Source organism: Streptomyces sp. bgisy027, assembly GCF_057710365.1.
In genome coordinates this window covers 72,883-99,644 of sequence record NZ_JBYIVZ010000027.1, presented here as the reverse complement: position 1 = coordinate 99,644, position 26,762 = coordinate 72,883, and the positions used below count along the sequence as shown (strand labels likewise).

The 26,762-nt window shown below is 69.2% G+C and carries 22 protein-coding genes and 1 tRNA gene; 14 read left to right on the top strand and 9 right to left on the bottom strand.

Annotated elements, in window-relative coordinates; translation table 11 throughout:
• Positions 1-114 precede the first annotated feature (114 nt).
• Together AC3ETA_RS26715 and AC3ETA_RS26710 are read left to right on the top strand one after the other, a co-directional pair.
• On the top strand, positions 115-1,503 hold the full coding sequence (locus AC3ETA_RS26715; RefSeq protein WP_432195446.1) for an NAD(P)/FAD-dependent oxidoreductase: 1,389 nt from the start codon (positions 115-117) through the stop codon (positions 1,501-1,503).
• A gap of 229 nt (positions 1,504-1,732) precedes the next feature.
• Positions 1,733-3,037: a class I SAM-dependent methyltransferase gene (locus AC3ETA_RS26710; protein ID WP_432195445.1), complete on the top strand. Its 1,305-nt coding sequence runs from the start codon at positions 1,733-1,735 to the stop codon at positions 3,035-3,037.
• A 64-nt stretch (positions 3,038-3,101) separates the two neighbouring features.
• Here AC3ETA_RS26710 and AC3ETA_RS26705 read toward each other — a convergent pair whose 3' ends face one another.
• Both AC3ETA_RS26705 and AC3ETA_RS26700 read right to left on the bottom strand, forming a co-directional pair.
• The gene (locus AC3ETA_RS26705; protein WP_432195444.1) at positions 3,102-5,633 is read right to left on the bottom strand and encodes an ABC transporter permease; all 2,532 of its coding nucleotides are present in this window, start codon (positions 5,631-5,633) and stop codon (positions 3,102-3,104) included.
• A complete protein-coding gene (locus tag AC3ETA_RS26700) occupies positions 5,633-6,433 on the bottom strand; it encodes an ABC transporter ATP-binding protein (protein WP_432195443.1) in 801 nt (266 codons plus the stop codon). The genes AC3ETA_RS26705 and AC3ETA_RS26700 overlap by 1 nt, the downstream gene beginning before the upstream one ends.
• 394 nt (positions 6,434-6,827) lie before the next feature.
• Between AC3ETA_RS26700 and AC3ETA_RS26695 the strand changes: the two genes are divergently transcribed.
• The 3 genes from AC3ETA_RS26695 (at position 6,828) to AC3ETA_RS26685 (ending at position 9,341) form a co-directional block, all read left to right on the top strand.
• Positions 6,828-6,911, top strand: a tRNA-Leu gene (locus AC3ETA_RS26695).
• 147 nt (positions 6,912-7,058) lie between these two features.
• Entirely contained in the window at positions 7,059-8,234 is a 1,176-nt protein-coding gene (locus tag AC3ETA_RS26690; protein ID WP_432195442.1) for a 4-hydroxybenzoate 3-monooxygenase, read from the top strand.
• Between the two features lie 213 nt (positions 8,235-8,447).
• Complete coding sequence (locus tag AC3ETA_RS26685; protein ID WP_432195441.1) at positions 8,448-9,341, top strand: Bax inhibitor-1/YccA family protein; 894 nt, start codon at positions 8,448-8,450, stop codon at positions 9,339-9,341.
• Between the two features lie 262 nt (positions 9,342-9,603).
• Here AC3ETA_RS26685 and AC3ETA_RS26680 read toward each other — a convergent pair whose 3' ends face one another.
• A complete protein-coding gene (locus AC3ETA_RS26680) occupies positions 9,604-9,834 on the bottom strand; it encodes a DUF4287 domain-containing protein (RefSeq protein ID WP_030950471.1) in 231 nt (76 codons plus the stop codon).
• A gap of 94 nt (positions 9,835-9,928) precedes the next feature.
• Here AC3ETA_RS26680 and AC3ETA_RS26675 point away from each other — a divergent pair, with 94 nt between their 5' ends.
• On the top strand, positions 9,929-10,240 hold the full coding sequence (locus AC3ETA_RS26675; RefSeq protein WP_432195440.1) for a hypothetical protein: 312 nt from the start codon (positions 9,929-9,931) through the stop codon (positions 10,238-10,240).
• 3 nt (positions 10,241-10,243) lie between these two features.
• Here the strand turns inward: AC3ETA_RS26675 and AC3ETA_RS26670 are convergent, their stop codons facing one another.
• The 3 genes from AC3ETA_RS26670 to AC3ETA_RS26660 all read right to left on the bottom strand — a co-directional run bounded on the left by AC3ETA_RS26670 (position 10,244) and on the right by AC3ETA_RS26660 (position 13,791).
• Complete coding sequence (locus tag AC3ETA_RS26670; protein ID WP_432195439.1) at positions 10,244-11,026, bottom strand: hypothetical protein; 783 nt, start codon at positions 11,024-11,026, stop codon at positions 10,244-10,246.
• Between the two features lie 295 nt (positions 11,027-11,321).
• Positions 11,322-12,542, bottom strand: a complete 1,221-nt coding sequence (locus tag AC3ETA_RS26665; protein WP_432195438.1) for an acetyl-CoA C-acetyltransferase — start codon at positions 12,540-12,542, stop codon at positions 11,322-11,324.
• Positions 12,543-12,768: 226 nt separating this feature from the next.
• Positions 12,769-13,791, bottom strand: a complete 1,023-nt coding sequence (locus tag AC3ETA_RS26660) for an SGNH/GDSL hydrolase family protein (RefSeq protein ID WP_432195437.1) — start codon at positions 13,789-13,791, stop codon at positions 12,769-12,771.
• A gap of 169 nt (positions 13,792-13,960) precedes the next feature.
• Here AC3ETA_RS26660 and AC3ETA_RS26655 point away from each other — a divergent pair, with 169 nt between their 5' ends.
• Complete coding sequence (locus tag AC3ETA_RS26655; protein ID WP_432195436.1) at positions 13,961-15,349, top strand: cystathionine beta-synthase; 1,389 nt, start codon at positions 13,961-13,963, stop codon at positions 15,347-15,349.
• A gap of 423 nt (positions 15,350-15,772) precedes the next feature.
• Here the strand turns inward: AC3ETA_RS26655 and AC3ETA_RS26650 are convergent, their stop codons facing one another.
• The gene (locus AC3ETA_RS26650) at positions 15,773-16,600 is read right to left on the bottom strand and encodes a helix-turn-helix transcriptional regulator (RefSeq protein ID WP_432195435.1); all 828 of its coding nucleotides are present in this window, start codon (positions 16,598-16,600) and stop codon (positions 15,773-15,775) included.
• Positions 16,601-16,757: 157 nt separating this feature from the next.
• Between AC3ETA_RS26650 and AC3ETA_RS26645 the strand changes: the two genes are divergently transcribed.
• A complete protein-coding gene (locus AC3ETA_RS26645; RefSeq protein WP_432195434.1) occupies positions 16,758-17,516 on the top strand; it encodes an SDR family oxidoreductase in 759 nt (252 codons plus the stop codon).
• Between the two features lie 22 nt (positions 17,517-17,538).
• Here AC3ETA_RS26645 and AC3ETA_RS26640 read toward each other — a convergent pair whose 3' ends face one another.
• Complete coding sequence (locus tag AC3ETA_RS26640; protein WP_432195433.1) at positions 17,539-17,976, bottom strand: hypothetical protein; 438 nt, start codon at positions 17,974-17,976, stop codon at positions 17,539-17,541.
• Between the two features lie 185 nt (positions 17,977-18,161).
• Here AC3ETA_RS26640 and AC3ETA_RS26635 point away from each other — a divergent pair, with 185 nt between their 5' ends.
• The 6 genes from AC3ETA_RS26635 to AC3ETA_RS26610 all read left to right on the top strand — a co-directional run bounded on the left by AC3ETA_RS26635 (position 18,162) and on the right by AC3ETA_RS26610 (position 26,048).
• Positions 18,162-18,677, top strand: coding sequence for a hypothetical protein (locus tag AC3ETA_RS26635; protein ID WP_432195432.1), 516 nt, complete (start codon positions 18,162-18,164; stop codon positions 18,675-18,677).
• A 15-nt stretch (positions 18,678-18,692) separates the two neighbouring features.
• The gene (locus tag AC3ETA_RS26630; RefSeq protein ID WP_432195431.1) at positions 18,693-19,709 is read left to right on the top strand and encodes a hypothetical protein; all 1,017 of its coding nucleotides are present in this window, start codon (positions 18,693-18,695) and stop codon (positions 19,707-19,709) included.
• Between the two features lie 62 nt (positions 19,710-19,771).
• Complete coding sequence (locus tag AC3ETA_RS26625; RefSeq protein ID WP_432195430.1) at positions 19,772-20,200, top strand: hypothetical protein; 429 nt, start codon at positions 19,772-19,774, stop codon at positions 20,198-20,200.
• A gap of 24 nt (positions 20,201-20,224) precedes the next feature.
• Positions 20,225-20,509 (top strand): hypothetical protein, encoded by a 285-nt coding sequence (locus AC3ETA_RS26620; protein ID WP_432195429.1) that lies wholly within the window; start codon positions 20,225-20,227, stop codon positions 20,507-20,509.
• Between the two features lie 56 nt (positions 20,510-20,565).
• The gene (locus AC3ETA_RS26615; RefSeq protein ID WP_432195428.1) at positions 20,566-21,549 is read left to right on the top strand and encodes a hypothetical protein; all 984 of its coding nucleotides are present in this window, start codon (positions 20,566-20,568) and stop codon (positions 21,547-21,549) included.
• A 17-nt stretch (positions 21,550-21,566) separates the two neighbouring features.
• Positions 21,567-26,048 carry a carbohydrate-binding protein gene (locus tag AC3ETA_RS26610; protein WP_432195427.1) on the top strand — a complete coding sequence of 1,494 codons (4,482 nt, stop codon included), beginning with the start codon at positions 21,567-21,569 and terminating at the stop codon, positions 26,046-26,048.
• Between the two features lie 48 nt (positions 26,049-26,096).
• Here the strand turns inward: AC3ETA_RS26610 and AC3ETA_RS26605 are convergent, their stop codons facing one another.
• On the bottom strand, positions 26,097-26,666 hold the full coding sequence (locus AC3ETA_RS26605) for an SMI1/KNR4 family protein (RefSeq protein WP_432195426.1): 570 nt from the start codon (positions 26,664-26,666) through the stop codon (positions 26,097-26,099).
• Positions 26,667-26,762: the final 96 nt, after the last annotated feature.

The window sequence follows — 26,762 nt, the reverse complement described above, 5'->3', positions numbered from 1 at the left end:
CCGGAAGTGACCATGACCTGTGTCACGCGGGCCGGGGATGGTAGCACAGGGCACGGAAGAGCTTGTGAAGGGGCGCACGAGCGACCCCCCTGAGGCGGGTGGATACTCGATGGCATGAGCACCACGGAGCGTCCCAGGATCCTCGTAGTAGGCGGTGGGTACGTAGGCCTGTACGCAGCTCGGCGCATCCTCAAGAAGATGCGCTACGGAGAGGCGACCGTCACGGTCGTCGACCCCCGGTCGTACATGACCTACCAGCCCTTCCTCCCCGAAACCGCCGCCGGCAGCATCTCCCCGCGCCACGTCGTCGTCCCGCTGCGACGCGTGCTGCCCAAGGCGGAGGTCCTCACCGGCCGGGTCACCACCATCGATCAGGACCGCAAGGTCGCCTCGATCGCCCCGCTGGTCGGCGAGGCGTACGAGCTGCCCTTCGACTACCTGGTCATCGCGATGGGCGCGGTCTCCCGCACCTTCCCGATCCCCGGCCTCGCCGAGCAGGGCATCGGCATGAAGGGCATCGAGGAGGCCATCGGCCTGCGCAACCACGTCCTGGAGCAGCTGGACAAGGCCGACTCCACCACCGACGAGGAGATCCGCCGCAAGGCGCTCACCTTCGTCTTCATCGGCGGCGGCTTCGCCGGTGCCGAGACCATCGGTGAGGTCGAGGACATGGCCCGCGACGCGGCCAAGTACTACACCAGCGTCTCCCGCGAGGACATGCGGTTCGTCCTCGTCGACGCCGCCGACAAGATCCTTCCCGAGGTCGGCCCCAAGCTCGGCCAGTACGGCAAGGAGCACCTGGAGGCCCGTGGCGTCGAGGTCTACCTCTCGACCTCCATGGACTCCTGCGTCGACGGCCACGTCGTGCTGAAGAACGGCCTCGAGGTCGACTCCAACACCATCGTGTGGACGGCCGGCGTCAAGCCGAACCCGGCGCTCTCCCGCTTCGGTCTGCCCCTCGGCCCGCGCGGTCACGTCGACTGCGAGCCGACCCTCCAGGTCGCGGGCACCGACTACATCTGGGCCGCCGGCGACAACGCCCAGGTCCCGGACCTCGTCGGCCGCAAGGCCGGCAACCCCAACGCATGGTGCCCGCCGAACGCCCAGCACGCGCTGCGTCAGGCCAAGGTCCTCGGCGACAACGTGATCTCCGGCATGCGGGGCTTCCCGCAGAAGGACTACTCGCACGCCAACAAGGGCGCGGTGGCCGGTCTCGGCCTCCACAAGGGCGTGGCGATGATCGTCATGGGCAAGGTGAAGATCAAGCTCAAGGGCCGTCTCGCCTGGTACATGCACCGTGGCTACCACGGCATGGCGATGCCGACCTTCAACCGCAAGATCCGCGTCTTCGCCGACTGGACCCTCGGCATGTTCCTCAAGCGCGAGGTCGTCGCCCTCGGCGCCCTGGAGACTCCCCGCGAGGAGTTCTACGAGGCCGCCAAGCCGGCGCCGGTCCCCGCCGCGAGCGGCGCCGGCAAGGGCGAGAAGGCCAAGGCCTCCTGACGCCTTCCGGCTGACCTCCCGAGGTGGCCGACCCGACCGAAGGACCTCCCGCCATCCGTGGTGCGGGAGGTCCTTCGGCGTTCCCGGCACCGCCGTCGCGCGGGCCGACCGGGTGGCTCCTGCACCTGTTTTGCCCAGCCGTAACGCGCGTGGGGGACTGCCAACGGGCTCCTCAGGTGTTTACGTGGTGTCGGACATTCCGGGATCCGTTGTCACGGAGGTGTGTGCCATGGCAGACGCCGCGGTGCGGCTCAAGAGTCTTCTCGAACAGTTGCTGGGGGTTCCGCTCCCGGTGCGCATCCGCGCCTGGGACGGTTCGCAGGCGGGTCCGCCGGGCGCGCCGACCCTCGTCGTACGCAACCGCCGTGCCGTGCGGCGGCTGTTGTTCAAGCCCGGTGAGCTGGGGCTCGCCCGGGCCTGGGTCGCCGGGGACCTGGAGATCGAGGGAGATCTCTACGCCGCCCTCGATCTGCTCGCGGGGCTTGTCTGGGAGCGGGGCGAGGACGCCCGGAGCCTGGCTCAGGCGCTTCGGGACCCCGAGGTGCGCGCGGCCGTCCGCGGGCTCGTCCGGCTCGGCGGAGTGCCGCTGCCGCCCGCCCCGCCGCCCGAGGAGGTGCGCCGGCCGGGCCATCTGCACACCAAGCGCACCGACAAGCGCGCCATCAGCCACCACTACGACGTCGGCAACGACTTCTACGAGATCGTCCTCGGCCCGTCCATGGTGTACTCCTGCGCCTACTGGCCCGCCCCGGACAGCACCCTGGAGACCGCCCAGCGCGACAAGCTCGACCTCGTCTGCCGCAAGCTCGGCCTGAAGCCCGGCCTGCGGCTGCTCGACGTCGGCTGCGGCTGGGGCTCCATGGCGATGCACGCCGCCCGCGAGTACGGCGTGAGCGTCGTCGGCATCACCCTCTCCCAGGAGCAGGCCGCCTTCGCCCGCAAGCGCGTCGCGGACGAGGGGCTCACCGACCGGGTGGAGATCCGGGTCCAGGACTACCGGGACGTCGGCGACGGACCCTACGACGCCGTCTCCTCCATCGGCATGGCCGAGCACGTCGGCGCCGAGCGGTACCTGGAGTACGCCGATGTGCTGAACCGGCTGCTGAAGCCCGGCGGGCGGCTGCTCAACCACCAGATCGCCCGGCGCCCGCAGCGCGACGAATCGTCGTACGAGGTCGACGAGTTCATCGACGCCTATGTGTTCCCCGACGGCGAGCTGCAGCCCGTCGGAGTCACCGTCGCCCAGCTGGAGCGGGCCGGCTTCGAGGTCCGCGACGTCGAATCGATCCGCGAGCACTACGCCCTGACGCTGCGTCGCTGGGTGGCCAACCTGGAGGCCGAGTGGGCGCGGGCGGTCAAGCTCAGCGGCTTCGGGCGCGCCCGGGTGTGGCGGCTGTACATGGCTGCCTCCGCGCTGGCCTTCGAGCGCAACCGCATCGGCGTCAACCAGGTGCTGGCGGTGCGAACCCCCGAATCCGGTGCCTCCGGGATGGCGCTGCGCGCCCGCAAGTGGAGCGAACCCGAGGGCCGTTGAGCCGGACGTACGCCGAAGGGCCGGGCCCCCGTGGGGAAGCCCGGCCCTTCGGTGCGTCTAGGCGCTACTCGGCCTTGATCGCGTTCAGCATGTTGAGCTTCGCGGCGTTGCGGGCCGGCCACATCGCGGCCAGGACGCCCACCAGACCGGCCAGCACCAGGAAGATCCCGATCCGGTCCCAGGGCAGGACCAGCGCGTAGCCCGGGATCTGGTCGGCGAAGGTCTCGCCGATCGCCCAGCCGAGGAACGAGCCGAGACCGATGCCGACCACCGCGCCGAACACCGAGATGACCACGGCCTCCAGCCGGACCATCCGCTTCACCCGGCGCCGGTCGAGACCGATCGCCCGCAGCATGCCGATCTCCTGCTGCCGCTCGAACACCGACATCGCGAGGGTGTTGACGACACCCAGCACCGCGATGATCAGGGCCATGGCCAGCAGGCCGTACATGATGTTCAGCAGGGTGTTGATGGCGCCGCCGAACTCGTTGCGGATGTCCTGCCGGTCCATGACGGTGATCGCGGGGTTGTCGCCCAGCGCGTCGATGAGGACCTTCTCGTTCGCCGAGGACTGGCCGCCGTCGACCTTCACGAAGATCTGCCGGATGTACGGCTTCGCCTCGTGCGAGTTCACGACCTTCTTGTCGATGAGGACGGGCGAGAGGAACTCGCTGCCCTTGTAGACGGCGCCGACCGTCAGCGTGGCCTTCTTCTCGTCGGCGAAGGTGAAGGGGATGCTGTCGCCGGGCTTCCAGCCCTTGCTCTTCGCCGTCTTCTCGGCGACCGCGATCTGACCCTTGGCGAGCGAGTCGACGTTGCCGCTGACGACGTCGACGTTCAGGACCCGCTGGATGTCGCCCGGGGTGACCGCGGAGGCGGACACGTAGTCGTCGTTGACCTGGAGGTAGGCGTCCTGCTGCGGGGAGACCGCGGAGACGCCCTTGGCCTTCTCCAGCGCCGTCAGCGCGGACTGGTCGAGGTCTCCGCCGTTGGCCATCGAGACCATGTAGTCGGCCTTGATGTTGTCCGTGGTCATCTTGTCGATGGCCGTGCCGACCGTGATGCCGAGCACCGACAGACCGGTCACCAGCGTCAGCCCGATCGCCAGCGCGGAGGCGGTGGCTCCGGTACGGCGCGGGTTGCGGACCGCGTTCTGGCCGGCCAGCTTGCCGGCCACTCCGAAGGGGCCGACGAGCAGCGGGCGGACGAGCGCGATCACGGGCCGGGACAGCAGCGGGATCAGGATGATCACGCCGACCAGAGCGAAGAACGCGCCCGCCCCGATGTACATCCGGCCGTCGTCGCCGCCGGTCGAGGCGCCCAGCACGATCCCGGCGCCGCCGAGGGCGGTGATGGCCGCGCCGATGGAGTTGCGCAGCACCAGCGACTTGGTGGTGGCCACCGCGTGGAGGCTGTTCATGGCAGCCACCGGCGGGATCTTCGCGGCCCGGCGGCCGGGCAGCCAGGCGGCGAACATCGTGATCAGCACGCCGACCGCGACCGCGGCGACCACCGGAGTGGCGGACAGGACGAGCGGGCCGTCCGGGATCTTCATCTCGAACGCGGTCATGCCGGAGCGCAGACCGACCGCGAGGCCGATGCCGAGGACGAAGCCGATCACCGAGGCGACCAGGCCGACCACCGCGGCCTCGGCGAGCACCGAGCGGGTGATCTGCTTGCGCGACGCACCGACGGCGCGCATCAGGGCGATCTCCTTCGTGCGCTGGGCGACCAGCATCGTGAAGGTGTTGGAGATCAGGAAGACCCCGACGAACAGCGCGATGCCGGCGAAGCCGAGCAGGACCTGCTTGAGATTGCCCAGTCCCTCCTCGATCTGCTTGGCCTGCTCGTCCGCGAGTGCCTTGCCGGTCCGGGCCTCGGCGTTCTCCGGCAGCAGCGGCTTGACCGCGTCCAGGATCTTCGCGTCGGACGCGCCGGGAGCGGCGGTGACCGTGACGCTCTCGAAGTAGCCCGGTTCGAGGTACTGCTTCTGGGCGACCGCGGTGTCGAAGAGGACCAGGCTGCCGCCGGCGTTCACGGCGCCGTCCTCGGTGGTGAAGACACCGCTGAGGGTGTACTCCTTCACCGGGCCGTTGGTGGCGACGCGCACGCGGTCGCCGACCTGGTACTCGCCCTTGGTCGCGGACTCCTTGTCCAGGGCGATCTGATCGTCCTTCACCGGGCCGGAGCCGTCGGTGAAGGTGTAGGCGCTGTCCTTGCCGTCCTTGCCGGGGGCGAAGTTGGAGCCCTTGTTGGACCAGCCGACGCCGATCAGCTTGCCGTCGGGGTCGGCGACCCCGGCGAAGCCCTCGACGCGGCCGTACACGCCGGCGACGCCGTCCACCGCGGCGATCTTGTCGAGGGTCTGGCCGGAGAGGCCGTGCTCTCCCTCGGGGGTGTCCGAGCCGGCGTACGAGGTGACGGAGACGGCGACGTCGTCGTAGCTCTTCGCCGACTGGTTGCGGAAGGCGTTGGAGAGGGTGTCGGCGAAGACAAGGGTGCCGGAGACGAACGCGACGCCGAGCATCACGGCGAGCACGGTCATCAGGAGCCGGGCCTTGTGCGCGAGAACGTTGCGCAGGGCGGTGCGGAACATCAGCTGGTGCGGCCCTTCGCGTCGAACTCGGGGGTCTGGGGGTTCCCCCCAGGAAGATGGCGCATGAAGTCGAGCACGTTGTCCGCGGTCGGCCGGTACATCTCGTCGACGATCCGTCCGTCGGCCAGGAACACCACGCGGTCCGCGTACGCCGCGGCCACCGGGTCGTGGGTCACCATCACGACCGTCTGCCCCAACTCCCGTACGGAGTTGCGAAGGAAGCCCAGCACCTCGGCTCCGGAGCGCGAGTCGAGGTTTCCGGTCGGCTCGTCGCCGAAGATGATCTCGGGGCGGGAGGCGAGGGCGCGGGCCACGGCGACGCGCTGCTGCTGGCCGCCGGAGAGCTGGGCGGGGCGGTGGCTCAGCCGGTCGGCGAGACCGACCATGCGGATCACCGAGTCGACCCACTGCTTGTCCGGCTTGCGGCCCGCGATGTCCATCGGGAGGGTGATGTTCTCCAGCGCGGTCAGCGTCGGCAGCAGGTTGAAGGCCTGGAAGATGAAGCCGATCTTGTCCCGGCGCAACTTGGTGAGCTGCTTGTCCTTCAGGGTGCCGAGCTCGGTGTCGCCGATGCGCACGGAACCGGAGGAGAAGGTGTCCAGACCGGCGACGCAGTGCATCAGCGTGGACTTGCCGGAGCCGGAGGGGCCCATGATCGCGGTGAACTCGGCCTGCCGGAAGTCGACGGAGACCCGGTCCAGGGCGACCACCTGGGTCTCGCCCTGTCCGTAGATCTTCGACAGATCCGTGGCCCGCGCGGCCACGGTCGTGGCCCTCTCGGCGATGGGTGCGGTGGTCACGAGAAGAACGCTCCTGAAGGGACGGCGGTGTGTTCGAAGGACGTGATCCATCGTCCCGGCCGTCGGGCGCCGTGTAGTCCGTCCCTGTTCCGGTTCCGAAGGCAGACTGCGGATGGACCGGAGGCGGCTGCGTCATACCTGAGGATGACGGGGACCCCTGACACCTGTTCGCGTCGGGAACAGGTGGAGCGTCCTTGTTCGGGCGGTGAAATTCCGTCATTCCGCATGCGCCGCCGGCAGCCGCACGGAAGGCTATTGGCAAGTGCGGATGGCGTGTTCCGCGGGCTGATGCACCCTCAGACGTCAATAAAATAAGACAACATCGGTCCGCCCGTCCGCTGTTCGGGGGATGTATCCCGATAGGCTCGGGACCTCGATGCGGAGCCCATGGCCTGCCCAGATGGTGGAATGCAGACACGGCGAGCTTAAACCTCGCTGCCCCTTCGCGGGCGTGCCGGTTCAAGTCCGGCTCTGGGCACTTCCGACACCCCTCGCTTCCTTCAAGGGTTGACCCCGGTTCAGGAGTTCCCGCACAACCGTTGACAGCGGGTGCGTCCGGGCAGAGACTCGCACGAAGATGGTGAATAAAACTTCACCATGCGAACAGCGTGAAGGGAAGCGACCGATGCGCACCACCGTCGGCATCATCGGGGCGGGCCCCGCCGGCCTCCTCCTCGCGCGGCTGCTCCTGGGCGCCGGCATCGACTCGGTCGTCCTGGAGAGCCGCGACCGGGCCTACGTCGAGCACCGCCAGCGCGCCGGAATCCTGGAGCAGGGCACGGTGGACGTGCTGCGCGCGGCCGGCGCCGGGGAGCGGATGGACCGCGAGGGCCTGCCGCACGACGGCATCGAGCTGCGCTACGACCGCAAACGCCACCGCGTCGACTTCCCCGCCCTCACCGGCGGCCGGTCGGTGATGGTCTACGCCCAGACCGAGGTCTGCAAGGACCTCATCGCCCTCCAGTTGAAGGAGGGCGGCCCGCTGCTGTTCGAGGCGGAGGCGCTGGCCGTGGAGGGCGCGGACACCGCCGCCCCGCGCGTGCGCTTCCGGCGGGGCGGCGTCGAGGACGTCCTCGAATGCGACTACGTCGTCGGCTGCGACGGCTTCTGGGGTGTGGCCCGCAAGGCGATCCCCGAGGAACTGGTCCGGGTCTTCGAGCGGACGTACCCCTTCGGCTGGCTCGGCATCCTGGCCGATGTCGCCCCCTCCCACGACGAGCTGGTCTACGCCCGGCACGACCGCGGCTTCGCGCTGCTGTCCATGCGCTCCCCCTCGGTCTCCCGCCTCTACCTCCAGGTGCCCGAGGGCACGGACGCCGGCGCGTGGAGCGACGAGAAGATCTGGGCGGAGCTGGAGCGCCGCTTCGAGACCGCCGACGACTGGCGCCTGGAGCGCGGCCCCATCACCCAGAAGTCGGTGACGCCCATGCGCTCCTACGTCCACGAGCCCATGCGGCACGGCCGGCTCTTCCTGGCCGGTGACGCGGCCCACATCGTGCCGCCCACGGGCGCGAAGGGACTGAATCTGGCCATCGGTGACGTCGTCACGTTCGCGCGGGCGCTGACGCACGAACGGCGGACGGGCTCGGCCGAGTTCCTCGACGCCTACTCCGGGACCTGTCTGCGTCGCGTCTGGCAGGCCGAGCGGTTCTCCTACGACATGACGACACTGCTGCACCGGGCCCCCGACGCCACGCCGTTCGAGGACCGCCTCCAGCTGGCGCGGCTGGAGCGGATCGCGGCGTCGAGGGCCGCCGAGACGGATCTCGCCGAGGCGTACACCGGGTTTCCGTTCGGGTGACGGCGGTGCGGGCCGGGGGAGTGATCTCCGACAGGTTCCGGCCATGTCGCAGATTGGTCATGAATGAGCCCCGTCGTGGCCGGGAATCACCCGGCCGCGTAGCGTGTTGGCGAGCACGACGAGGGAAAGATCCTCCCCAAGCACTAGGGTCATTCCTTTGCCTACCTATTACTCTTGAGCCAAGGCCGCGCACGGCGGCCATGGAGGAGTGAAATGAGGAGCAGCAACCCGGTCTTCTCGCGACGGGGGTTCAGCCGCGACAACGGCTACGCGGGCTTCAACACCGCGCCGCAGGCCGGGGGCGCCGCTGTCGGCACGCAGGGCAACCCTTACGCCCAGCCGCAGGCCGGCAACCCGTACGCGCAGAACCCGTACGCCCAGCAGGCCCCGTACGGCGCACCGCCGCAGGCCCCGGCCACCACCGGTCGCATGACGATGGACGACGTCCTCATGCGTACCGGCACCACGCTCGGCATCCTGATCGTCACCGCCGCGCTCGCCTGGGCGCTGCTGCCGGTCGACGACGCCAACATCAGCCGGTCCTACGGCATCGCGATCGGTGCCGGTCTGGTCGGCATGGTCCTGGCGCTCGTCCAGTCCTTCAAGCGCAAGGCGTCGCCCGCGCTGATCCTGTCGTACGCCGCGCTCGAGGGTGTGTTCCTCGGTGTGGTCTCCAGCGTCGTCGACAACCGCATCGCCAGCGGCGCGGCCATGCAGGCCGTGCTCGGCACGCTCGCGGTCTTCGCCGCGGTGCTGGTGGCGTACAAGGCGGGCTGGATCCGCGTCAACCGGCGCTTCGTCGGCTTCGTGATGGCGGCCGCGCTCGGCTTCATCGCCCTGATGGCGATCAACCTGCTGTTCGCGGTCTTCGGTGGCGGCGACGGCCTCGGCTTCCGCAGCGGCCCGCTCGGCATCCTGTTCGGTGTCATCGGCATCCTGCTCGGCGCCTGCTTCCTCGCCCTGGACTTCAAGCAGGTCGAGGACGGCATCGCCTACGGCGCGCCGCGCGAAGAGGCCTGGATGGCGGCCTTCGGCCTCACCCTGACGCTGGTCTGGATCTACATGGAGTTCCTGAGGCTCATCTCGATCCTCAACAGCAGCGACTGACCCTCCTTCGCGCACGGCGCCGCCGTGAGCGAGACATGACCAAGGGCCCCGGGTTCTCCCGGGGCCCTTCGTCGTCCCAGTGCGCGCCTGGGGCCGGTTGCGAAAGCGGCGCCTGCCGCGCGGCATTCGGCACGTCCTCCGGCCGCACCGCCCGAAAGCACGAGTACGCCCAGCACGAGGGCTTCCGGGCGGCACGCCGAGAGGACGCACCGAACGCCGCGCGGCCGCCCTCCGGGCGACGACGCCGCTTCCGCAGCAGGCCCTAGAGCAGTTTGCGCGCGGCCCTCCTCAGGTCGTACTCATGGATGAGCGCCTTCGCGTGGCCGTACGCGAGGTTGTGCTCGTGGCGGAGCCAGCTGACCTTCTCCTCGAAGTTGAAGAGAGCCGGGCCTTCTTCGACGGCGCGCAACCAGTCGGCGACTTCACGACCGGTGCAGTGCGGGATGCGGGCGAGCATGTTGCGGTGGGTCTCCTCGGAGAGGACGTGGGACATCGGCGCCTCCGGACGCAAAGGGGATGTAAGCCGGTCCTTCAGGTCACCGTGCCTGAGCGTTCGCCCGTTGGCAACAGTCGCGTACGCTCACGGCGTGGTTGATACGACGCGTCTGACCCGAGCCGTAGATCACTTCGCCGACCGGCTGCGGGCGGCACCGCAGAGCAGATTGCAGAGAAGTGCCGCCGCGGAGGCGCTGGCGCTGGCCAGGGAGTTCGCCCGGCGGGCGCAGATTCTGGAGGCGCCGGGGGCCGAGCCCCGGGAGATGCCCGACGCCGGGATGTTCGCGGCGGCCGACCAAGTCACCGTCGCCGTCCACGACTTGGCCCTCGTACTGACGGACGAGGGGGAGGTCGAGGAGGCGGTGAGGCTGGTGGAGGAGGCGCAGAAGCGGGCCGGGGTGTGAGCCCTAGAGGGACGCTATGACCCGGTCGGCCAGGATGTAGACGTTCTCCTCGCCGCACGCGAACGTCAACGTGTACGCGCCGGAGATACCCGAACCGCCCAGCAGCACCGGCGTCTCGCCCGCGCGCAGGGCCGTCGCCAGTCGCTCCGCGGTCTCGCGGTGGCCCGGCGTCATGCAGAGCGTGGTGCCGTCGGCGAAGACGTAGACGTCGAGGGTGCCCAGAGGGCCGGGGCGGACGTCGGTCAGCTCGGTGGCGGAGGCGGCCAGGTCCTCAAGGGCGGCCACCGTGCGCTCATGGTCGTTCACCACGGGCGACGGGGCCGGGACGAAGTCCGGGTGGGAGGGGTGACGGCGGCGGGCCGCGGCCAGTTCGGCGGACTCCCCGGCGAACTCGTCGGGCTCGGCGGTCGGCTCGGTCACCGGCTCCAGGTGCTCCAGACCCGCGAAGTCGGCCTGTCGGGGCAGGAAGAGCTCACTGTCGGACAGGCCGAGCAGCGTGGGCGCGTCGGAGGCGTCACGGGCCTCCTGGGCGGCCCAGAAGGCGCGCGCCTCGGCCAGCTCCCGCTCGCGCTCCTCGGCGAGCGCCTCGGCCACCGCCGCGCGTATCTCGTCGGCGTCGGCGGAGACACGGGCCTGCGGGACGAGGCCCCGGGCCGTGGCGGCGTTGTTCTGTGCCAGCTCGGTGTGCAGGGCCGCGACCTGTCGGCGCAGCCCCATGAGGGTGCGCAGGACGGCGACGCCCACGGCGCCGGTGGCGGCCGTGGTGAGCAGCAAAGCGATCGGCATGGCGCTCACTGACGTACTCCCGGTTCAAAGTCGACCCCCGACTTCCTACATCAGCTTGAAGGGCGGACTATCCAGCTGTCAGTGCGTAAGGTCACGAAACGGACAGGGATGTGGGTCTGGGGTTTGGTGCTGAAACTGTTCTGACCTGCGTAAATCCCTCCGCGAAGGGAGATAGGTCACATCCTGGGGGAGATTGGATCACAAAACGGCCCAGAACCTTGGGGTTTCCCGGGTTCTGGGCCGAAGGCTCACGCTGGGTCGTGCGGCGACTACGCAAACAGTCGCTCTCGCGGGGTCAGCTCAGGCGCTCGATGACCATCGCCATGCCCTGGCCGCCGCCGACGCACATCGTCTCCAGGCCGAACTGCTTGTCGTGGAACTGGAGGGAGTTGATGAGCGTGCCGGTGATGCGGGCGCCGGTCATGCCGAAGGGGTGGCCGACGGCGATGGCGCCGCCGTTGACGTTCAGCTTGTCCAGGTCGATGCCCAGGTCGCGGTAGGAGGGGATCACCTGGGCGGCGAACGCCTCGTTGATCTCGACCAGGTCGATGTCGTCAATGGTGAGGCCGGCGCGGCGCAGGGCCTGGTTGCTCGCCTCGACCGGGCCGAGACCCATGATCTCGGGGGACAGGCCGGAGACGCCGGTGGAGACGATGCGGGCGAGCGGGGTGAGGCCGAGCTCGCGGGCCTTGGTGTCGGACATGATCACGACCGCGGCGGCGCCGTCGTTGAGGGGGCAGCAGTTGGCGGCGGTGACCAGACCGTCGGGGCGGAAGACCGGCTTGAGGCCCTGGACGCCCTCCATGGTGACGCCGGCGCGGGGGCCGTCGTCCTTGCTGATCACGGTGCCGTCGGGGAGGGTCACCGGGGTGATCTCGCGCTCCCAGAAGCCGTTCTTGACGGCTTCCTCGGCGAGGTTCTGCGAGCGGACGCCGAACTCGTCCATGTCCTGGCGGGTGACGCCCTTGGAGCGGGCCAGGTTCTCGGCGGTCTGGCCCATCGCGATGTAGGCGTCCGGCACGAGGCCGTCCTCGCGCGGGTCGTGCCAGGTGGTGCCCTCCTGCTCGGCGACCGCGGCGGTGCGGGCCTCGGCCTCCGCGAAGAACGGGTTGTGCGTGTCCGGGAGGCTGTCGGAGTTGCCCTTGGTGAAGCGGGAGACCATCTCGACGCCCGCCGAGATGAAGACGTCGCCCTCGCCGGCCTTGATGGCGTGCAGGGCCATGCGGGAGGTCTGCAGCGACGAGGAGCAGTAGCGGGTGACGGTGCAGCCCGGGAGGTGGTCCATGCCCATCTGCACGGCGACGATGCGGCCGAGGTTGTTGCCCTGCTCGCCACCGGGCAGACCGCAGCCGAGCATCAGGTCGTCGATGTCGCGCGGGTCCAGCTCGGGGACCTTGGCGAGGGCGGCCTGGATGATCGTGGCGGTGAGGTCGTCCGGGCGCAGGTCCTTGAGGGAGCCCTTGAAGGCGCGGCCGATGGGGGAGCGGGCGGTCGAGACGATCACGGCTTCGGGCATCACGGCTCCAGTCGAAAGGTGTGGCGCGCAGCGCCTCGTTGAGGGTGGTGGTCGGGCGACGGGTGGGCATACCGGGGGGTCGGGCAGGACTGTGAGGGAAGTTACCCGTACGTATGGACGAGGTCACGGGCATGGCGGTGTGACCCTTGCCGCAATTTAATAAGCGCTTGCTTTTCTCGCCGGACCGGGCGCTCCGGGACCGGCCGGCCCCGCAGCGCCCGTGCCCCTACGACGACGGTGTCACCGGCGCCCGCTCCGGTTCCGGGACGCGACGGCGGCGGCGCTTGAGCAGGGCCCAGGGACCCTTGGGGCCCGTCTGCATGGCGGCCGTGACCTCCGTGCCCGCCTCCGAGGCCGCCTCGGCCGCGGCCCGGGCCACCGGCAGGAAGCCCTCGCGGCGGGTGACGTCGGGGCGCTCCTCCTCCGCCGGCCACAGGCCCAGCGTGGCGCAGACCGTCGGCAGGACCGCCATCGCCGCGGTGGCGTAGCCCTCCGCCGAGGGGTGGTAGTTGTCGGGGCCGAAGAGCTCGCGCGGGTTCGCCTCGAACTCCGGACCCAGCAGGTCGCCCAGCGACACCGTGCGGCCGCCCTGCTCGACGGCGCCGATCGTCTGGGCCGCCGCCAGCTGCCGGGAGGCACGCCGGGCCAGCCAGCGCAGGGGCTGCTGCACCGGCTCGATGGTGCCCAGGTCGGGGCAGGTGCCGACCACCACCTCCGCGCCGGCCGTACGCAGCCGCCGTACGGCCGAGGACAGGTGGCGCACCGAGCGCGTGGCCGGCATCCGGTTGGTGACGTCGTTCGCGCCGATCATGATCACGCAGACGTCCGGCGTCAGCGCCGGGTCGGCCAGGATCAGGGCCACCTGGCGGTCCAGGTCGTCCGAGCGCGCCCCCGGCAGGGCCACGTTGCGCAGGACCACCGGCCGCTCCGCCACCGCCGCCAGCCCCGACGCCAGCAGCGCGCCCGGCGTCTGGCCCGCGCGGTGCACACCCTGGCCCGCGGCCGTGGAGTCACCCAGCATCGTCAGCCGCAGCGGCTGTTCGGCGGGGGTCGCGTAGAGGTGGCCGTAGCGGCCGTCGGCGTTCGGCACATGGTTGCTCGTGCCGTTGCCCACGTGACGCCGGGCCATCCGCACCTCGGCGAGCAGCAGGCCCACGGCCGCCGCGCCGGCCAGACCGATGCCGCCTCCGCCGTACGCGGCGCCCGCCGCGATCCGCCGGGCCACCCTCGCTCTGGACATGCTCGTCATGCGTCGCCGCCACCTCCTCCTCGTAGCCCTACATCAACTGCTTGCCCCGCACGGACCGTCGTCCAATCCCAACGGCGAGTGAACGACCTTCACCGGACCCGCGCAGGCCGCAGGGCCTAGGCTGGCGTAACCACTACGACCACCCTTTTTGCAGCATCCGGAGACAACGGTGCATTTCCACGACTCGATGATCAGTCTCGTCGGCAACACCCCGCTGGTGAGACTCAACAACGTGACCAAGGGCATCCAGGCCACCGTCCTGGCCAAGGTCGAGTACTTCAACCCGGGCGGATCCGTGAAGGACCGCATCGCCCTGCGCATGATCGAGGCCGCCGAGGAGAGCGGTGCGCTCAAGCCCGGCGGCACCATCGTCGAGCCGACCAGCGGCAACACCGGCGTCGGCCTCGCGATCGTGGCTCAGCAGAAGGGGTACAAGTGCATCTTCGTGTGTCCCGACAAGGTCAGCACCGACAAGATCAACGTGCTGCGGGCCTACGGGGCCGAGGTGGTCGTCTGCCCGACCGCGGTGGACCCCGAGCACCCGGACTCCTACTACAACGTCTCCGACCGGCTGGTCCGTGAGACCCCCGGCGCGTGGAAGCCGGACCAGTACTCCAACCCCAACAACCCGCTCTCCCACTACCACTCCACCGGCCCCGAGCTGTGGGAGCAGACGGAGGGGAAGATCACCCACTTCGTGGCGGGCGTGGGCACCGGCGGCACCATCTCCGGCACCGGCCGCTATCTGAAGGACGCCAGCGACGGCAAGGTGCAGGTCGTCGGCGCCGACCCCGAGGGCTCGGTGTACTCCGGCGGGTCCGGGCGCCCCTATCTCGTCGAGGGCGTCGGTGAGGACTTCTGGCCGACCGCCTACGACCGGACCGTCGCCGACGAGATCGTCGCCGTGTCCGACAAGGACTCCTTCCAGATGACCCGGCGCCTCGCCAAGGAGGAGGGCCTGCTGGTCGGCGGCTCCTGCGGCATGGCCGTCGTGGCCGCCCTGGAGGTCGCCGAGCGGCTCGGCCCGGACGACGTCGTGGTCGTCCTGCTGCCGGACAGCGGCCGCGGCTACCTCAGCAAGATCTTCAACGACGAGTGGATGGCCGACTACGGCTTCCTGGAGGACGAGGGCCCGAGCGCGCGCGTCGCCGACGTCCTCAACGACAAGGAGCACGGCGCCATCCCCTCCCTCGTCCACATGCACCCGGACGAGACGGTCGGTCAGGCCATCGAGGTGCTGCGCGAGTACGGCGTCTCGCAGATGCCGATCGTGAAGCCGGGCGCCGGTCACCCGGACGTCATGGCGGCCGAGGTCGTCGGGTCGGTCGTCGAACGGGAGCTGCTGGACGCCCTGTTCACCAAGCGGGCCTCCCTCGACGACCCGCTGGAGAAGCACATGTCGGCGCCGCTGCCGCAGGTCGGCTCGGGCGAGCCGGTCGGCGACCTGATGTCGGTGCTGGGCGCGGCGGACGCGGCGATCGTGCTGGTCGAGGGCAAGCCGACCGGTGTGGTCAGCAGGCAGGACCTGCTGGCGTTCCTGGCCAAGGGCGGGAAGTAGCGGCGAACCTGCGGTGAACGGGGCGTGACCGCGGCGAACTTGCGGTGACCGGGGCCGCTCGGGCCGTCGCGGAACTGGTACGAGCGCGACACGTTCACGCAGCACCCGCTTAACACGGGTCCGGCACATTAGTGGGTGTCGGCAGGGCGGGAGCGGCTCCCCGCCCGAGCCGGCGCCGAACGTCCAAGGACCTCCGGAGCGGCTCCCGGACCTCCATGGACGCCGAGGACGCGCAAGCCCGGCCCTGACCCGGCCCGCGTCCTTCGCGGGGACCGCCGTCGTCCCGCCCCCCGGCAACGGGGGTGCGGCGGTCCCCGCCAAATCCTTTCGACCGACGGTCGGGCGAGGCCGGTTCCGCTCCGCCGGAGAACGCCGTCGTGGCTGCGCGCCGTCGCGGCGGATCTTCCAGCGGCCCCGGCCGCCTCAGCGCGCCGCCGCGGTCCAACTCCCCAGCATCGCCAGCCGTTCCGCCGTCTCCGAACCCCGGTCCGGTGTGTAGACCACCACCGTCTGTTCCGGGTCCGTCGGGACCGTCAGGGTCTCGAAGGGGAGAGACAGCAGGCCCGCCAGTGGGTGGTCGATGCGTTTGGTACCTGCCATGCAGGCCTGGACGTCGTGGACCGTCCACAGCCGGCGGAAGTCCTCGCTCCTGCCGCAGAGTTCACCGACGAGGGCGTCCAGCTCGGGGTCGTCGGGCCGGTGGCCGGCGTTCAGCCGCAGGTGGGCGACCGCCTGGGCGGCGATGCCGGGCCAGTCCGGGTAGAGGTCGTGGGCGGCCGGGTCGAGGAAGACGTGCCGGGGGATGTTGCGGTCCTGGGGGGCCGTGTCGCCGTAGCCGTTCAGCGCGTCGGCCAGGGAGTTCCACGCGAGGACGTCCATGCGCGGGCCGATCACGAAGGCCGGCGTGCGGTCCATGCTGTCCAGCAGCGCCTGGACGCCTGGGCGGACACGCGCGGCCTCCGGGCGGCGCGGGCCGCGGCGCCGGGGCCGGGCCACCGTGCGCAGATACGTGTGCTCCGTCTCGTCCAGCCGCAGGACCCGGGCGATCGCGTCCAGCACGGAGTCGGAGACGCGCTGTCCCCGTCCCTGCTCCAGACGGACGTAGTAGTCGACGCTCACCCCGGCCAGCTGCGCCACCTCCTCGCGGCGCAGGCCCGGGACGCGGCGCCGCCCGTACGAGGGCAGGCCCACCTCCTCCGGCCGGATCCGCCCGCGGCGCGAGCGCAGGAAGTCTCCCAGGTCCCCGTCCATGGTTTCGAGCGTAGCCGCGTGCCGGGGCGTGAGCCTGGTACTGCCAGACACAGGAACAACGCATCCCTGGGTGGGGCGGGCGCGGCGGCCGAGGGTGAGGGGTGTTCGCCGGCCGCCGGGGAGAGGCCCCGGTGGCCCCCTCACCAGGAGGAGTCCCATGTCGTACGAGAATCTGACCGGCCGTACCGCCGTAGTGACCGGAGCGGCGAGCGGGATCGGCGAGGCCGTCGCCGTGCTGCTCGCCGAGCGGGGCGCCCGGGTCGCGCTGCTGGCCCGGCGCGAGCAGCGGCTGGACGAGGTCGCCGCGAAGATCACCGCGGGCGGCGGCCGTGCGCTGGCCGTCGTCGCGGACGTCACCGACGACGCGTCCGTGGCCGCCGCCGTGGAACGGATCCACGAGGCGTACGGGCCCGTGGACCTCGTCGTCAACAACGCCGGCGTCATGCTGGGCAACCCCGTGGAGGCCGGGCGGCTGGACGAGTGGCAGCGGATGATCGACACCAATGTGACCGGGGTGCTGCGCGTCATCCGGGCGTTCACCGGCGATCTGGTGGCGGCCGGCGCGGGCCGCACGGCCGACCTGGTCGACATCTCGTCGGTCGGCGCCCATCTCGCGTTCCCCAACTACGCGGTGTACGGGGCCACCAAGGCCGCCGTCACGCATCTCTCCCAGTGCCTGCGCACCGAGTTCGGGCCGCGTGACGTGCGGGTGACCAATGTGGAGCCGGGGTTCGTGGAGAGCGAGCTGCGGCTGCACACCGACAACGCGGAGGTGGCGGGACAGGTCGACGGCATGCTGGAGGCCGTCGGGACGCTGGCGGCAGAGGAACTCGCCGATGTGGTGGCGTACGCGGTGAGCCGGCCCCGGCACGTGAACCTGCGGCAGATCATGGCGATGCCCACCCGGCAGGCGTGAGGGCGCCGGTCCACCGGGAGGCTCAGTCCTCCCAGCGGTCCTCGTCCTTGGGCCTGCGGCGCCAGCCCCGGAAGAAGCCGGGGTTGGTGCGCACCGCCTGGACGACGTTGACGCCGACGATGCCGACCCAGGTGACCAGCAGACCGGAGAGGCCGGCCACGCCGCCGCCGATCCCGGACAGCGGGATCGCCACGACCAGCGTGACGATGCCGAAGCCGAAGCGCTCGCCGAAGGTGTCCGTCGGCTTCGGCGACCGCGCGCCCCGCGCCACCACCATCTGCTGCTCGGCCAGCCGGCGCCGCAGCCGGCGCTCGACAGCCCCGTCGATGCGCTGGTCGACCTTCTCCATGAACGAGTCGACCAGCGCGGACTCGTAGTCCTCGCCCAGTTCCCTGCGTGCCTGCAAGGTGGCGTTCAGTTCCTTCTTGAGCTCGGTGTCCCGCGCGTCCATTCCGGTCATACGCCCAAGGTAGGGAGCGGGGGATACCACCGCACTGGGGTTAGCCCCCCTGTTCACCGGGGGGCGCGCCGGGCGTCTCACGGGTGCGGGGCCAGGCAGATCACGATCAGGCAACTTTCATGGCCATGACACTAATCCGAGCGTGAAGATCGTCCTCGTACAAATGATCTATCGATGGAGATGTGATGAGGGGCTTCCGCATCGGGAAGAAGATGGCCGCCTGCGCCACGTCCTTCGCGGCCGTGGCGGCTGTGATGGCGACCGCCGGTCCTGCCCAGGCCGCGACCTACAACGTCACCGACAACTGTGATGTTCCATGGATCAACTGCTCGTACGGTGATTTGTGGCTGTTCTACAACTCGAAGGAAATCGCCGTCCAGGACGGCTATTACAAGTCGGCGTTCACGTGGTTCTACGGCAACGTGTCCGACCACTGGGGGACGAGCCAGTACCAGGGATCGTCGCTGACGACCTACCGGTACGTCTTCGGCAACGGCGGCAACGGCAACGGCCAGTACATGAAGAACAACGCGGCGTCCGTGCAGAACTGCGCCCGGGACGACAACTACCGCGTCTACTACAACTCCGGCTACGGCGGCACCTCTCAGTACTTCGCGAAGAACGGCCCCTACGGCGACTGCAACATCACCAACCTGATCTCCGCCCTGAAGAACAACAACGCCTCCTCCCACTTCGCGTAAGAAGGACCCCCCCCCGTGAAGAACATCAAGCGGATCGCCACCGCCGTAGCCCTGACCGCTTCCGCTCTCCTGGTCAGCGCCTGCTCCTCCGGCACCACTGCGGACACGACGAAAAACGCGGCCGACGGCAGACCGATCGTGAACAAGGAGAACTGGCCCGAGAAGATACCCACCCGCGGCCTGACCAAGGATCTGACGCTGCCGCTGGAGGCGTACATGGCCTCCTACGAGGAGCAGGTCACCGTGGAGCAGGCCGCCAGTGATCTTCAGCAGTCCTGTATGAAGGACTACGGCATCGACCTGACGCTGCCGCGGGCGGGAGCCAACCCGCCTCCCAGTGACAACGACGCCAACATCGAACGCCGTTATGGCCTCACCGACCGGGCCGACGCCGAGAAGTACGGCTACGAGCTCCCCCCGGCGCTGCAGGAGCACACCCGGCAGACCCTGCGTGATCTGTCCGGTGTCGAGGTCGAGGTCCTGACCGGCCACACCAAGCCCGAACCGCCCAAGGCGCCCGGCGCGGCCTCGGCGGGCGAGCCGGTCGCCGCCCCGGACCAGGGCGTGAAGCCGGCTCGGGCGGAGTACAACGGGAAGAAGTTGAAGACGGGTGGCTGCGTCGGCTGGTCCAAGGAGCAGCTCGGCGTGCAGGACACCGACCCGGCCTTCGTGGCGCAGCTCGCCGGCGACAGCATGGAACAGTCCATGCAGGACGACAAGGTCATCAAGGCCGTCGCCGCATGGTCCTCCTGCATGGACGGCAAGGGACACACGGGACTTGCCGATCCGTACAAGGCCATGGACCAGGGGGTCACCATCGACGGGAAGCCGACGACGGAGTCCATCGCGCTGGCGGTCGACGACATCGACTGCAAGACGCAGACGGACCTGGTGAAGATCTGGTTCGGTGTGGAGTCCGCGATCCAGAACAAGCAGATCGCCGACAACAAGAGCCGGCTGACCGGCATCAAGGGGCAGCACGGCAAGGAAGTCGCCGCCGCGCGCCGGCAGATGACGGCTTCCGCCCAGTGAAGGCCGGTGCCGGAGTCTCCGGACGGTGGGTGGTCCGGGCGCTGTGTCTGACGGCGGCGGGGGTGCTGGCCGCCGGGTGTACGGACGGCGCGGCCGACAGTGCCCCGGCGTCGCAGCGGCCGGTGACTCCGAGCCCGGAGCAGAGCAGTCCGCAGGCGCGTCCGTCGCCGGTGCCTTCGGTGCACTCCGAAGGCCGGACGCGTGTCCTGGAGTACGGAGACCTGGTCGTCCGTGCCACGCCGGAAAGCAGCGGCGTGCGTACCGAGATCGAGGTGACCAATACCCACGAGCGGGATGCGACGTATTCGGTCCAGATCAGCATCGCTGACGGTGAGGGCTGGACCGCGCACAACCGGTTCTGGCTTCAGGATGTCCCTCCGGGCGAAACCGGCCGGGATGCTGCGGTGATCGGCTCGGAGGACATGGGTCCGCCTCCGCGGGTTCCGAAGATCTACGTCGACGAGTTCACTCCCGTCGTCGACCGAGAATAAGACGGGGAACACCTTCTGCCCCTGTTGGCGAACCCGAACGTGGTCGGAACGGACCGGGCGCAGGCGAAAAGCTCCCTCCCCGGTCCGATCGCCCGGCAACTGCGCGACAAGCCGCACCGCAACGCATCCCACGGCACCGGTGCTCGAACCATGAACGGCATCAGCGAAACGTTCGGTTCCATGGCCGGCATCGCGGAGCAGCGTACGGGACGGGCAGATCACGCATGGCTCACCGCGTTCAGCGGAGCCCTCGGTCGAGGCGGCGCAAGCCCGGGTGGCATCACCCGGGCCCTCTTCGACGCCCGCTGACCAGTTGAACAACGACAGCGTTCTCCCCCGGCGCTCTACGCAGACAAGGAAGGCCCGTGCACGTCCTCAAGTCAACGACCGCCGCAGCAGCTGTCATGCTCGCGGCAATATCGCTCGGCGCATGCTCGTCGTCCGGATCGGGCTCCGGCCCGGCGAAGGACCACACCCCGCTCGACCGGAGCCACTGGCCCGCGGAGACCCCTGCCTCAGGACTGGTCAAGGGCTTGGAGCTGCCGCTTGAGGCCTATATGTCCTCGTACGCGGATCAGGTCACTGTGGACACCGCGTTGCGCACCCTCCAGACGCGGTGCATGGCCGAGTACGGGCTCACCGTCGACCTGCCGCGCCCCGGTGTGAACCCGCCGCCGTACAGCAACGCCATGTCGATCGAGGCCCGTTACGGCGTCACCGACCGTACCCGGGCGGAGAAGTACGGGTACGGGCTGCCGAAGGAGCTGACCCGGAGCACCGAACCGGTCGACAAGGGGCTTTCGGGTGTGGAGGTCGAGGTGCTGACCGGGCGCACCAAGCCCGAGTTCCTTCCGCCCGAGGGCGCCGAGGGCGACGGGCCGTACTTCACCGGTGCGGACTCCGAACCCGCCCGCGCCCGGTACCAGGGCAAGAAGCTGCACGAGGGTGGCTGCGCCGGATGGTCCAAGCGACAGCTCAAGCTGAACGAGTCGGATGCGGGCCATGTCTCACAGCTCGCCTCGACAAGCCTCTCGGAGTCCCGGTCGCGCAAGCCGGTCAAGAAGGCCATCAAGGACTGGTCGGCCTGCATGAAGAAGCGGGGACGGTCCGCCGCGGACCCGTACAGGGCCATGGAGCAGGGCTACGCCAACGGTGACGGCACCACCGAAGACGCGATCGAGCTCGCGCTGGACGACATCGACTGCAAGGAGCAGACCCGTCTGATCGAGGTCTGGTTCAAGGCGGAGTCGGCAGTCCAGAAGCGGCTGATCGAGGAGAACAAGGACCAGCTCACCGCGGTCAAGACGCGCATGAGCAAGGTCCTTGCGGCCGCCAAGGCTGTCAAGTGATCGGAGAAGAAAAGAAGTTGAGACAGAGACGTATACGCCTGCGCGTGCCGCTCACCCTCGCGGTGACCACCGTGCTGGCGATACCGCTGAGCCTGCCGGCACAGGCCGGGGAACCAAAACCGCCCAAGGGCGCGGCGCAGGGCTGGAACGATGCCACGCAGGAGCAGAAGAAGCTCTCCCCGAAGCCTTCCGCGATCCCCGCGAAGGACCGCGCCGGACTGCTCGGCAAGGACTACGCGCAATCCGCCGACACCGCCGTCACCACGACCGGCGACGGCACCGGCTTCCACCTCCTCGCGGGCGAGGAGAAGGACGGCTATCAACTGCGCACGATAGCCAGCCTGTTCGAGGACGGATTCGCCTCGGACACCTGGATCGGCAACCACTGCGTCACCGGGTCCGGCAAGTACGCGGCCGTCTCGTACGCGCCGCGTATGTTCACCAACAAGCCCGAGCTGATGGTGCGCGGCGCGTTCACCGCAGTGGTCGATCTGCAGTCGGGCAAGGTCACCAAGCTGCCGTTCCAGTCGTCGCTCGCCTACTTCTCGCCCGGCTGCGGCCAGGGTGAGAAGGCGGTGTTCACCCAGCTCAGCCACGACGGTGACAAGAAGCAGCAGACCCGCCTGATCACCGTCGACGCGGCAACCGGCAAGGAGTCCGAGCCGGTCACGCTCGCAGGGGCGGTCACCTCGGCCATCCCCACCCGCGCGGGCATCGTCGCCGCGCACGGCAACAAGCTGGTACGGATCAACGGCACGGCCGAGAAGACACTGGCGTCCACCACGACGGTGCCGTTCGAGATCACCGCCGACGCCGACGGCGGCATCACCTTCATCGACCGCGAGCTGGACAAGAAGGCATCCAGGACGCCGACCAGCTGGGCCAAGCACCTCGACCGTGCCAAGGTCGAGAAGGGCCGGAAGAGCGAGCCCGTCACCGTCGTGTCCGGCAAGCTCGAAGCCTGGGACCTGACCCGCTCGGCACGCGGCGAGGTGTTCGTCACCGGTGCCGCCACGTCCGGAACGCTGCCGAAGCGGGTGCACAACCCGGGCAGACTCCCCAAGGGCGCGGCGATCTCCAGCCACGGCAGGACAGCGCTGACCACCACCTGGTCCGACGGGAAGACCACCCTGGTCAACCCGGAGGACGCGGCCGAGCCCCGCCCCGCGCGTACGGTCCTGCGCATGCTGGAGTCCGGCAGGTCCGTGACCCTCGATCTGCGTCCCGGTGCCCACCGCGTGGGCGACGAGGCCCAGGGGCGTGTCCTGTCGCCCGCCCTGCCCACCGGCGGCCCGGTCGAGTCCGGCCCGGACACGGCCAAGCAGAGCGAAGACGGCCTGTCCACGCAGACCGTCAGCACCCGGGCCCTCACCGCCCAGGCCGACAACCCCAGCGAAGGCACCGGGGAACGCTACTGCGCGGTGGCCCGCAACGATGCGAAGAAGCAGGCCTTCCAGCCCACCCCGCGCCAGGTCGAGTGGGCCGTGGACCAGGCCGTCGTCGGCGAGCTGAACTTCTACCGCGAAGGGAACTGGAAGAACACCGGGACCGGTGGCTACCAGCCGCAGGGCCTCTTCCCGCCGACCGTGCTCGCCGGTGACCCCAACGGCACCCTCGACAACGAGGACCCCGATGTCACCGACAAATGGCACATTCCCGCGCAGGTGATGCTCGGCATCACCGCGCAGGAGTCCAACATGTGGCAGGCCACCCGCTTTGCCGTGCCCGGTGTCACCGCCAACTCCCTGATCGGCAACTACTACGGTGTCGACTACGCCGCCGACGGTGAACAGCTCGACCCCTGGCGGATCAACTGGGCGGACGCCGACTGCGGTTACGGCATCACCCAGGCCACCGACGGTATGCGCCTCGCGGGCAGGACCAAGCCCGGCGAGACCGCCCTGTCGCCCCTCGCGCAGGAAGCCGTCGCCCTGGACTACACGGCGAACATCGCCGCCGGTGTGCGGATCCTGTCGGAGAAGTGGAACCAGACCTACAACGCCGGCATGACGATCAACGGCGGCCACCCCAAGTGGATCGAGAACTGGTTCTTCGCCCTGTGGGCATACAACTCCGGCTTCTACGACACCGCCGACTCACAGGGGCACTCGGGCGTCGGCTGGACCAACAACCCGGCCAACCCGCTGTGGAAGGCCAACCGCGTCCCGTTCCTGCAGAACGCGTCCGACCCCTCCGGTGACGACTACAGCCACGCCGCGCACCCGCAGGACTGGCCGTACCAGGAGAAGGTGATCGGCTGGGCGGCCCGCCCGATCTCGGCGATGTTCGCGCCCGGTGACTTCCAGGCGGGCTACCGTTCCGCGTGGTGGACAACCAACGAGGACCGCTCCAACGCCAAGCCTCCCGTCGATCTCTTCTGCACCGCGTCGAACTACTGCGACCCGTCCAAGATCGGCGACAACGACTCCAACGACCAGGGCCTGGGCGCCTGCACCCTCGACTCGGGCGACAGCGACACCAACCCGCACTGGCTCCACTGCTGGTGGCACGAGGAGATCACCAAGGAGCAGTGGAAGGACTGTGAACTGCTCGCCGAGTGCGGCAACGGTGTGCACCGCTTCAGTACGTCGTACGGCGAACAGGCGGATGCCGGCTCGTACCCGCCGAACTGCTCCGCCTCGGCCCTGCCCGCCAACGCCCTGGTGGTCGACGATCTGCCCGACGGCACCACACCCGCGGGAGTCGACACCAACCGCGGCTGCGGGGCGGTGAATTCCAGCGGCACGTTCAGCTTCACGTTCGTTCCGTGGGACACCCAGATGGATCTCACCGACGACGGGACGGACAACCCGACCACCGTCACGACGTATCCGGCGAAGATCGACACGCACCAGATCGGCGCGGGCTACGGCAACCACTTCTGGTTCACGCACACCCGCTCGCCGGAGTCCTACCCGGCCAACGCCAACCGGATGAAGGTCGCGGGCACGTGGAAGCTGAACGCTCCGCTGACCAACACCACGCGCCAGGCGAAGGTCTTCGCGCACATCCCCGACCACGGGGCGCAGACCTCCAACGCCGTCTACCGGATCCAGACCCCTGCCGGGGAAGAGGAAGTGGCCATCTCGCAGACGGCGAACGAGTCCAACAAGTGGGTGGACCTGGGCGCCTACGACTTCGGTGACCAGATCCCCGAGGTGCAGCTCGACAACTTCAACGGCGGCAGCGGGAGCGCGGACATCGCCTTCGACGCGCTGGCGTTCGTCCCGGGCACGTACAACGGCCTGAAGATGACCGGCAGCATGACGGCCGACCCGACCGCACCGGACCCGGCCCCGGTCGAGCCCGGCGAGGACATCACCGACAGCCTTTTCCCCGATGTCAGCGGGTTCTCGGCCGGCTCCGCCACGGCGGCGCCGATGGCGACCACCATGAGCACCGCGTCGTGCTCGACGGTGTCCCTCTCCATCACCCGCAAGCGCACCAACAGCTGTCTCCACGACGAGCTCTGGGTGAATCACTACTCGAACAACACACCGGACGGAAACGCGTCCTTCGACTACTACAACACGATCTACCTCGACCCGGCGAGTGATGAGTTCTCCCAGGTCACCACGATCAGGCTGAAGTCGATGAGCGGTGTGATGAACACCGTCGACATGGACTACCAGGCCAAGTGCCGCGGGTACTGCAACATCACCAGTGTCAACTGGGACGGGTCGAAGATCTTCAAGAAGGGCGACACGCTCCAGCGGACCGTCACCACGCGGTTCAAGTGGACGCCCAGCGGCGCCACCAAGAACACGATCACCCCGTACTGGTACTTCAGCGGTACGGCCAACGCCACTCCGATCGCGAATCCGCTCGAAGTCGAGAAGTCCAAGCTGGACATCCGCTGCGACAACGAAGTCCCCAACGCCGGCACCGGCTGCGTGTTCTCCGGCTACGACCCGACGTACGTCATGAACTCCAGGAAGTTCCCGGGGGCCGCCGCACACATCGACATGATGTGGCGCAAGACCAACATCGACTGGGGCAACCGCAACGGCGGCAAGCCGCTCACCTACCTGGCCAACAAGATGTCCGTCGACGGCTCCGGCAAGATTCAGTCGGACCGCAACCGGCAGCTCATCTGCAGCAGGCAGTGGAAGAGCTACAAGGACACCGGCCTGTTCAGTGACATGTGGACCCTGGAGGCAGGGGCGACACGGACCGACTCGAAGAGCTGTGACGAGTTCGCCTTCGCCAACTCCTTCCAGAGCGGCGGAAACTCCGCAGGCCCCAACCCCGTCAACTACAGCGGCAAGGAATGCGTGCAGACCTATGTCAGGCGCAACGCCGACGACACCATGACGCTGCACCTGCGTCCTGATGCCCCGGCACCGACGTGGAAGGAGCCCTGCGGCCGGTCCTCGATGTCGAACTGGCAGAACACCCAGTCGATGCGGCCGTTCGGCGACTTCATCAAGGAGCAACGCCTGATGGAGGACGACGACTACTGGCTCGACCTGGACGGATTCACCGCGCCCACACCGTGACCGGGCAATGAGAGGTGCCCCCCGGAACCACCGGGGGGCACTTCTGTTTCACAACCAGACGAGTCGTCCGTCGGCGATCGAGCAGGTCGGATGGCTTCCTTCGGCGATTTTCGTCAGCATTTCCGCCACGGAGTCGAAATAGTCGGCCAGTGATGCGTACTCGCCCGTGATCGTGTTCTCGCCCACGAACCACCGGCCGACACGGCCGTCCCGAACGTCGACGAACTTTCCTGTCCAGGCGTCCTGGTCCGACAGGAACGGGATCCACTCATTGCGCCAGAACGGGTTGTCCGGCTGATCCGGAGGGTTGATGCCACCGGGCACAGAGTGGTTCGCGTAGAGCTTCTCCATCGCCCGGATGCCCAGAAAGAAGCTTCCCTCGTCCGGAAACCCGTCGAAACCACAACACGCCACGTCGTCGTCCACGTCTTCCTCGGGAAGATCCAGATTGTTCTGCAACAGCCACGTGCGCAGTTCCAGAGGGAGCGGGATGCCCATCCGTTCCTCGGCGCCCGCGAGCATCTGTGCAGTGGCCGGTCCGGGCAGATCCGCATGATCGGCCGGGGCATGCTCCTGAAGAAGACTCATCACGCGGGACCAGCTCTCCACCACGCTCATTCCCCACGATCCCTCTCTGTACGAACGCCCTCTACGACCGGTGCCGACCGGAAAACCTCGCCGAATGGTACTCGGCGTGGATTGACTGCCCCCGCG

Bases quoted from the DNA above. Each gene is read 5' to 3' on its own strand.
- AC3ETA_RS26715 (WP_432195446.1), top strand. From the start codon at position 115: ATGAGCACCACGGAGCGTCCCAGGATCCTCGTAGTAGGCGGTGGGTAC.
- AC3ETA_RS26710 (WP_432195445.1), top strand. From the start codon at position 1,733: ATGGCAGACGCCGCGGTGCGGCTCAAGAGTCTTCTCGAACAGTTGCTG.
- AC3ETA_RS26705 (WP_432195444.1), bottom strand. From the start codon at position 5,633: ATGTTCCGCACCGCCCTGCGCAACGTTCTCGCGCACAAGGCCCGGCTC.
- AC3ETA_RS26690 (WP_432195442.1), top strand. From the start codon at position 7,059: ATGCGCACCACCGTCGGCATCATCGGGGCGGGCCCCGCCGGCCTCCTC.
- AC3ETA_RS26685 (WP_432195441.1), top strand. From the start codon at position 8,448: ATGAGGAGCAGCAACCCGGTCTTCTCGCGACGGGGGTTCAGCCGCGAC.
- AC3ETA_RS26680 (WP_030950471.1), bottom strand. From the start codon at position 9,834: ATGTCCCACGTCCTCTCCGAGGAGACCCACCGCAACATGCTCGCCCGC.
- AC3ETA_RS26670 (WP_432195439.1), bottom strand. From the start codon at position 11,026: ATGCCGATCGCTTTGCTGCTCACCACGGCCGCCACCGGCGCCGTGGGC.
- AC3ETA_RS26665 (WP_432195438.1), bottom strand. From the start codon at position 12,542: ATGCCCGAAGCCGTGATCGTCTCGACCGCCCGCTCCCCCATCGGCCGC.
- AC3ETA_RS26660 (WP_432195437.1), bottom strand. From the start codon at position 13,791: ATGACGAGCATGTCCAGAGCGAGGGTGGCCCGGCGGATCGCGGCGGGC.
- AC3ETA_RS26650 (WP_432195435.1), bottom strand. From the start codon at position 16,600: ATGGACGGGGACCTGGGAGACTTCCTGCGCTCGCGCCGCGGGCGGATC.
- AC3ETA_RS26645 (WP_432195434.1), top strand. From the start codon at position 16,758: ATGTCGTACGAGAATCTGACCGGCCGTACCGCCGTAGTGACCGGAGCG.
- AC3ETA_RS26640 (WP_432195433.1), bottom strand. From the start codon at position 17,976: ATGACCGGAATGGACGCGCGGGACACCGAGCTCAAGAAGGAACTGAAC.
- AC3ETA_RS26635 (WP_432195432.1), top strand. From the start codon at position 18,162: ATGAGGGGCTTCCGCATCGGGAAGAAGATGGCCGCCTGCGCCACGTCC.
- AC3ETA_RS26605 (WP_432195426.1), bottom strand. From the start codon at position 26,666: ATGAGCGTGGTGGAGAGCTGGTCCCGCGTGATGAGTCTTCTTCAGGAG.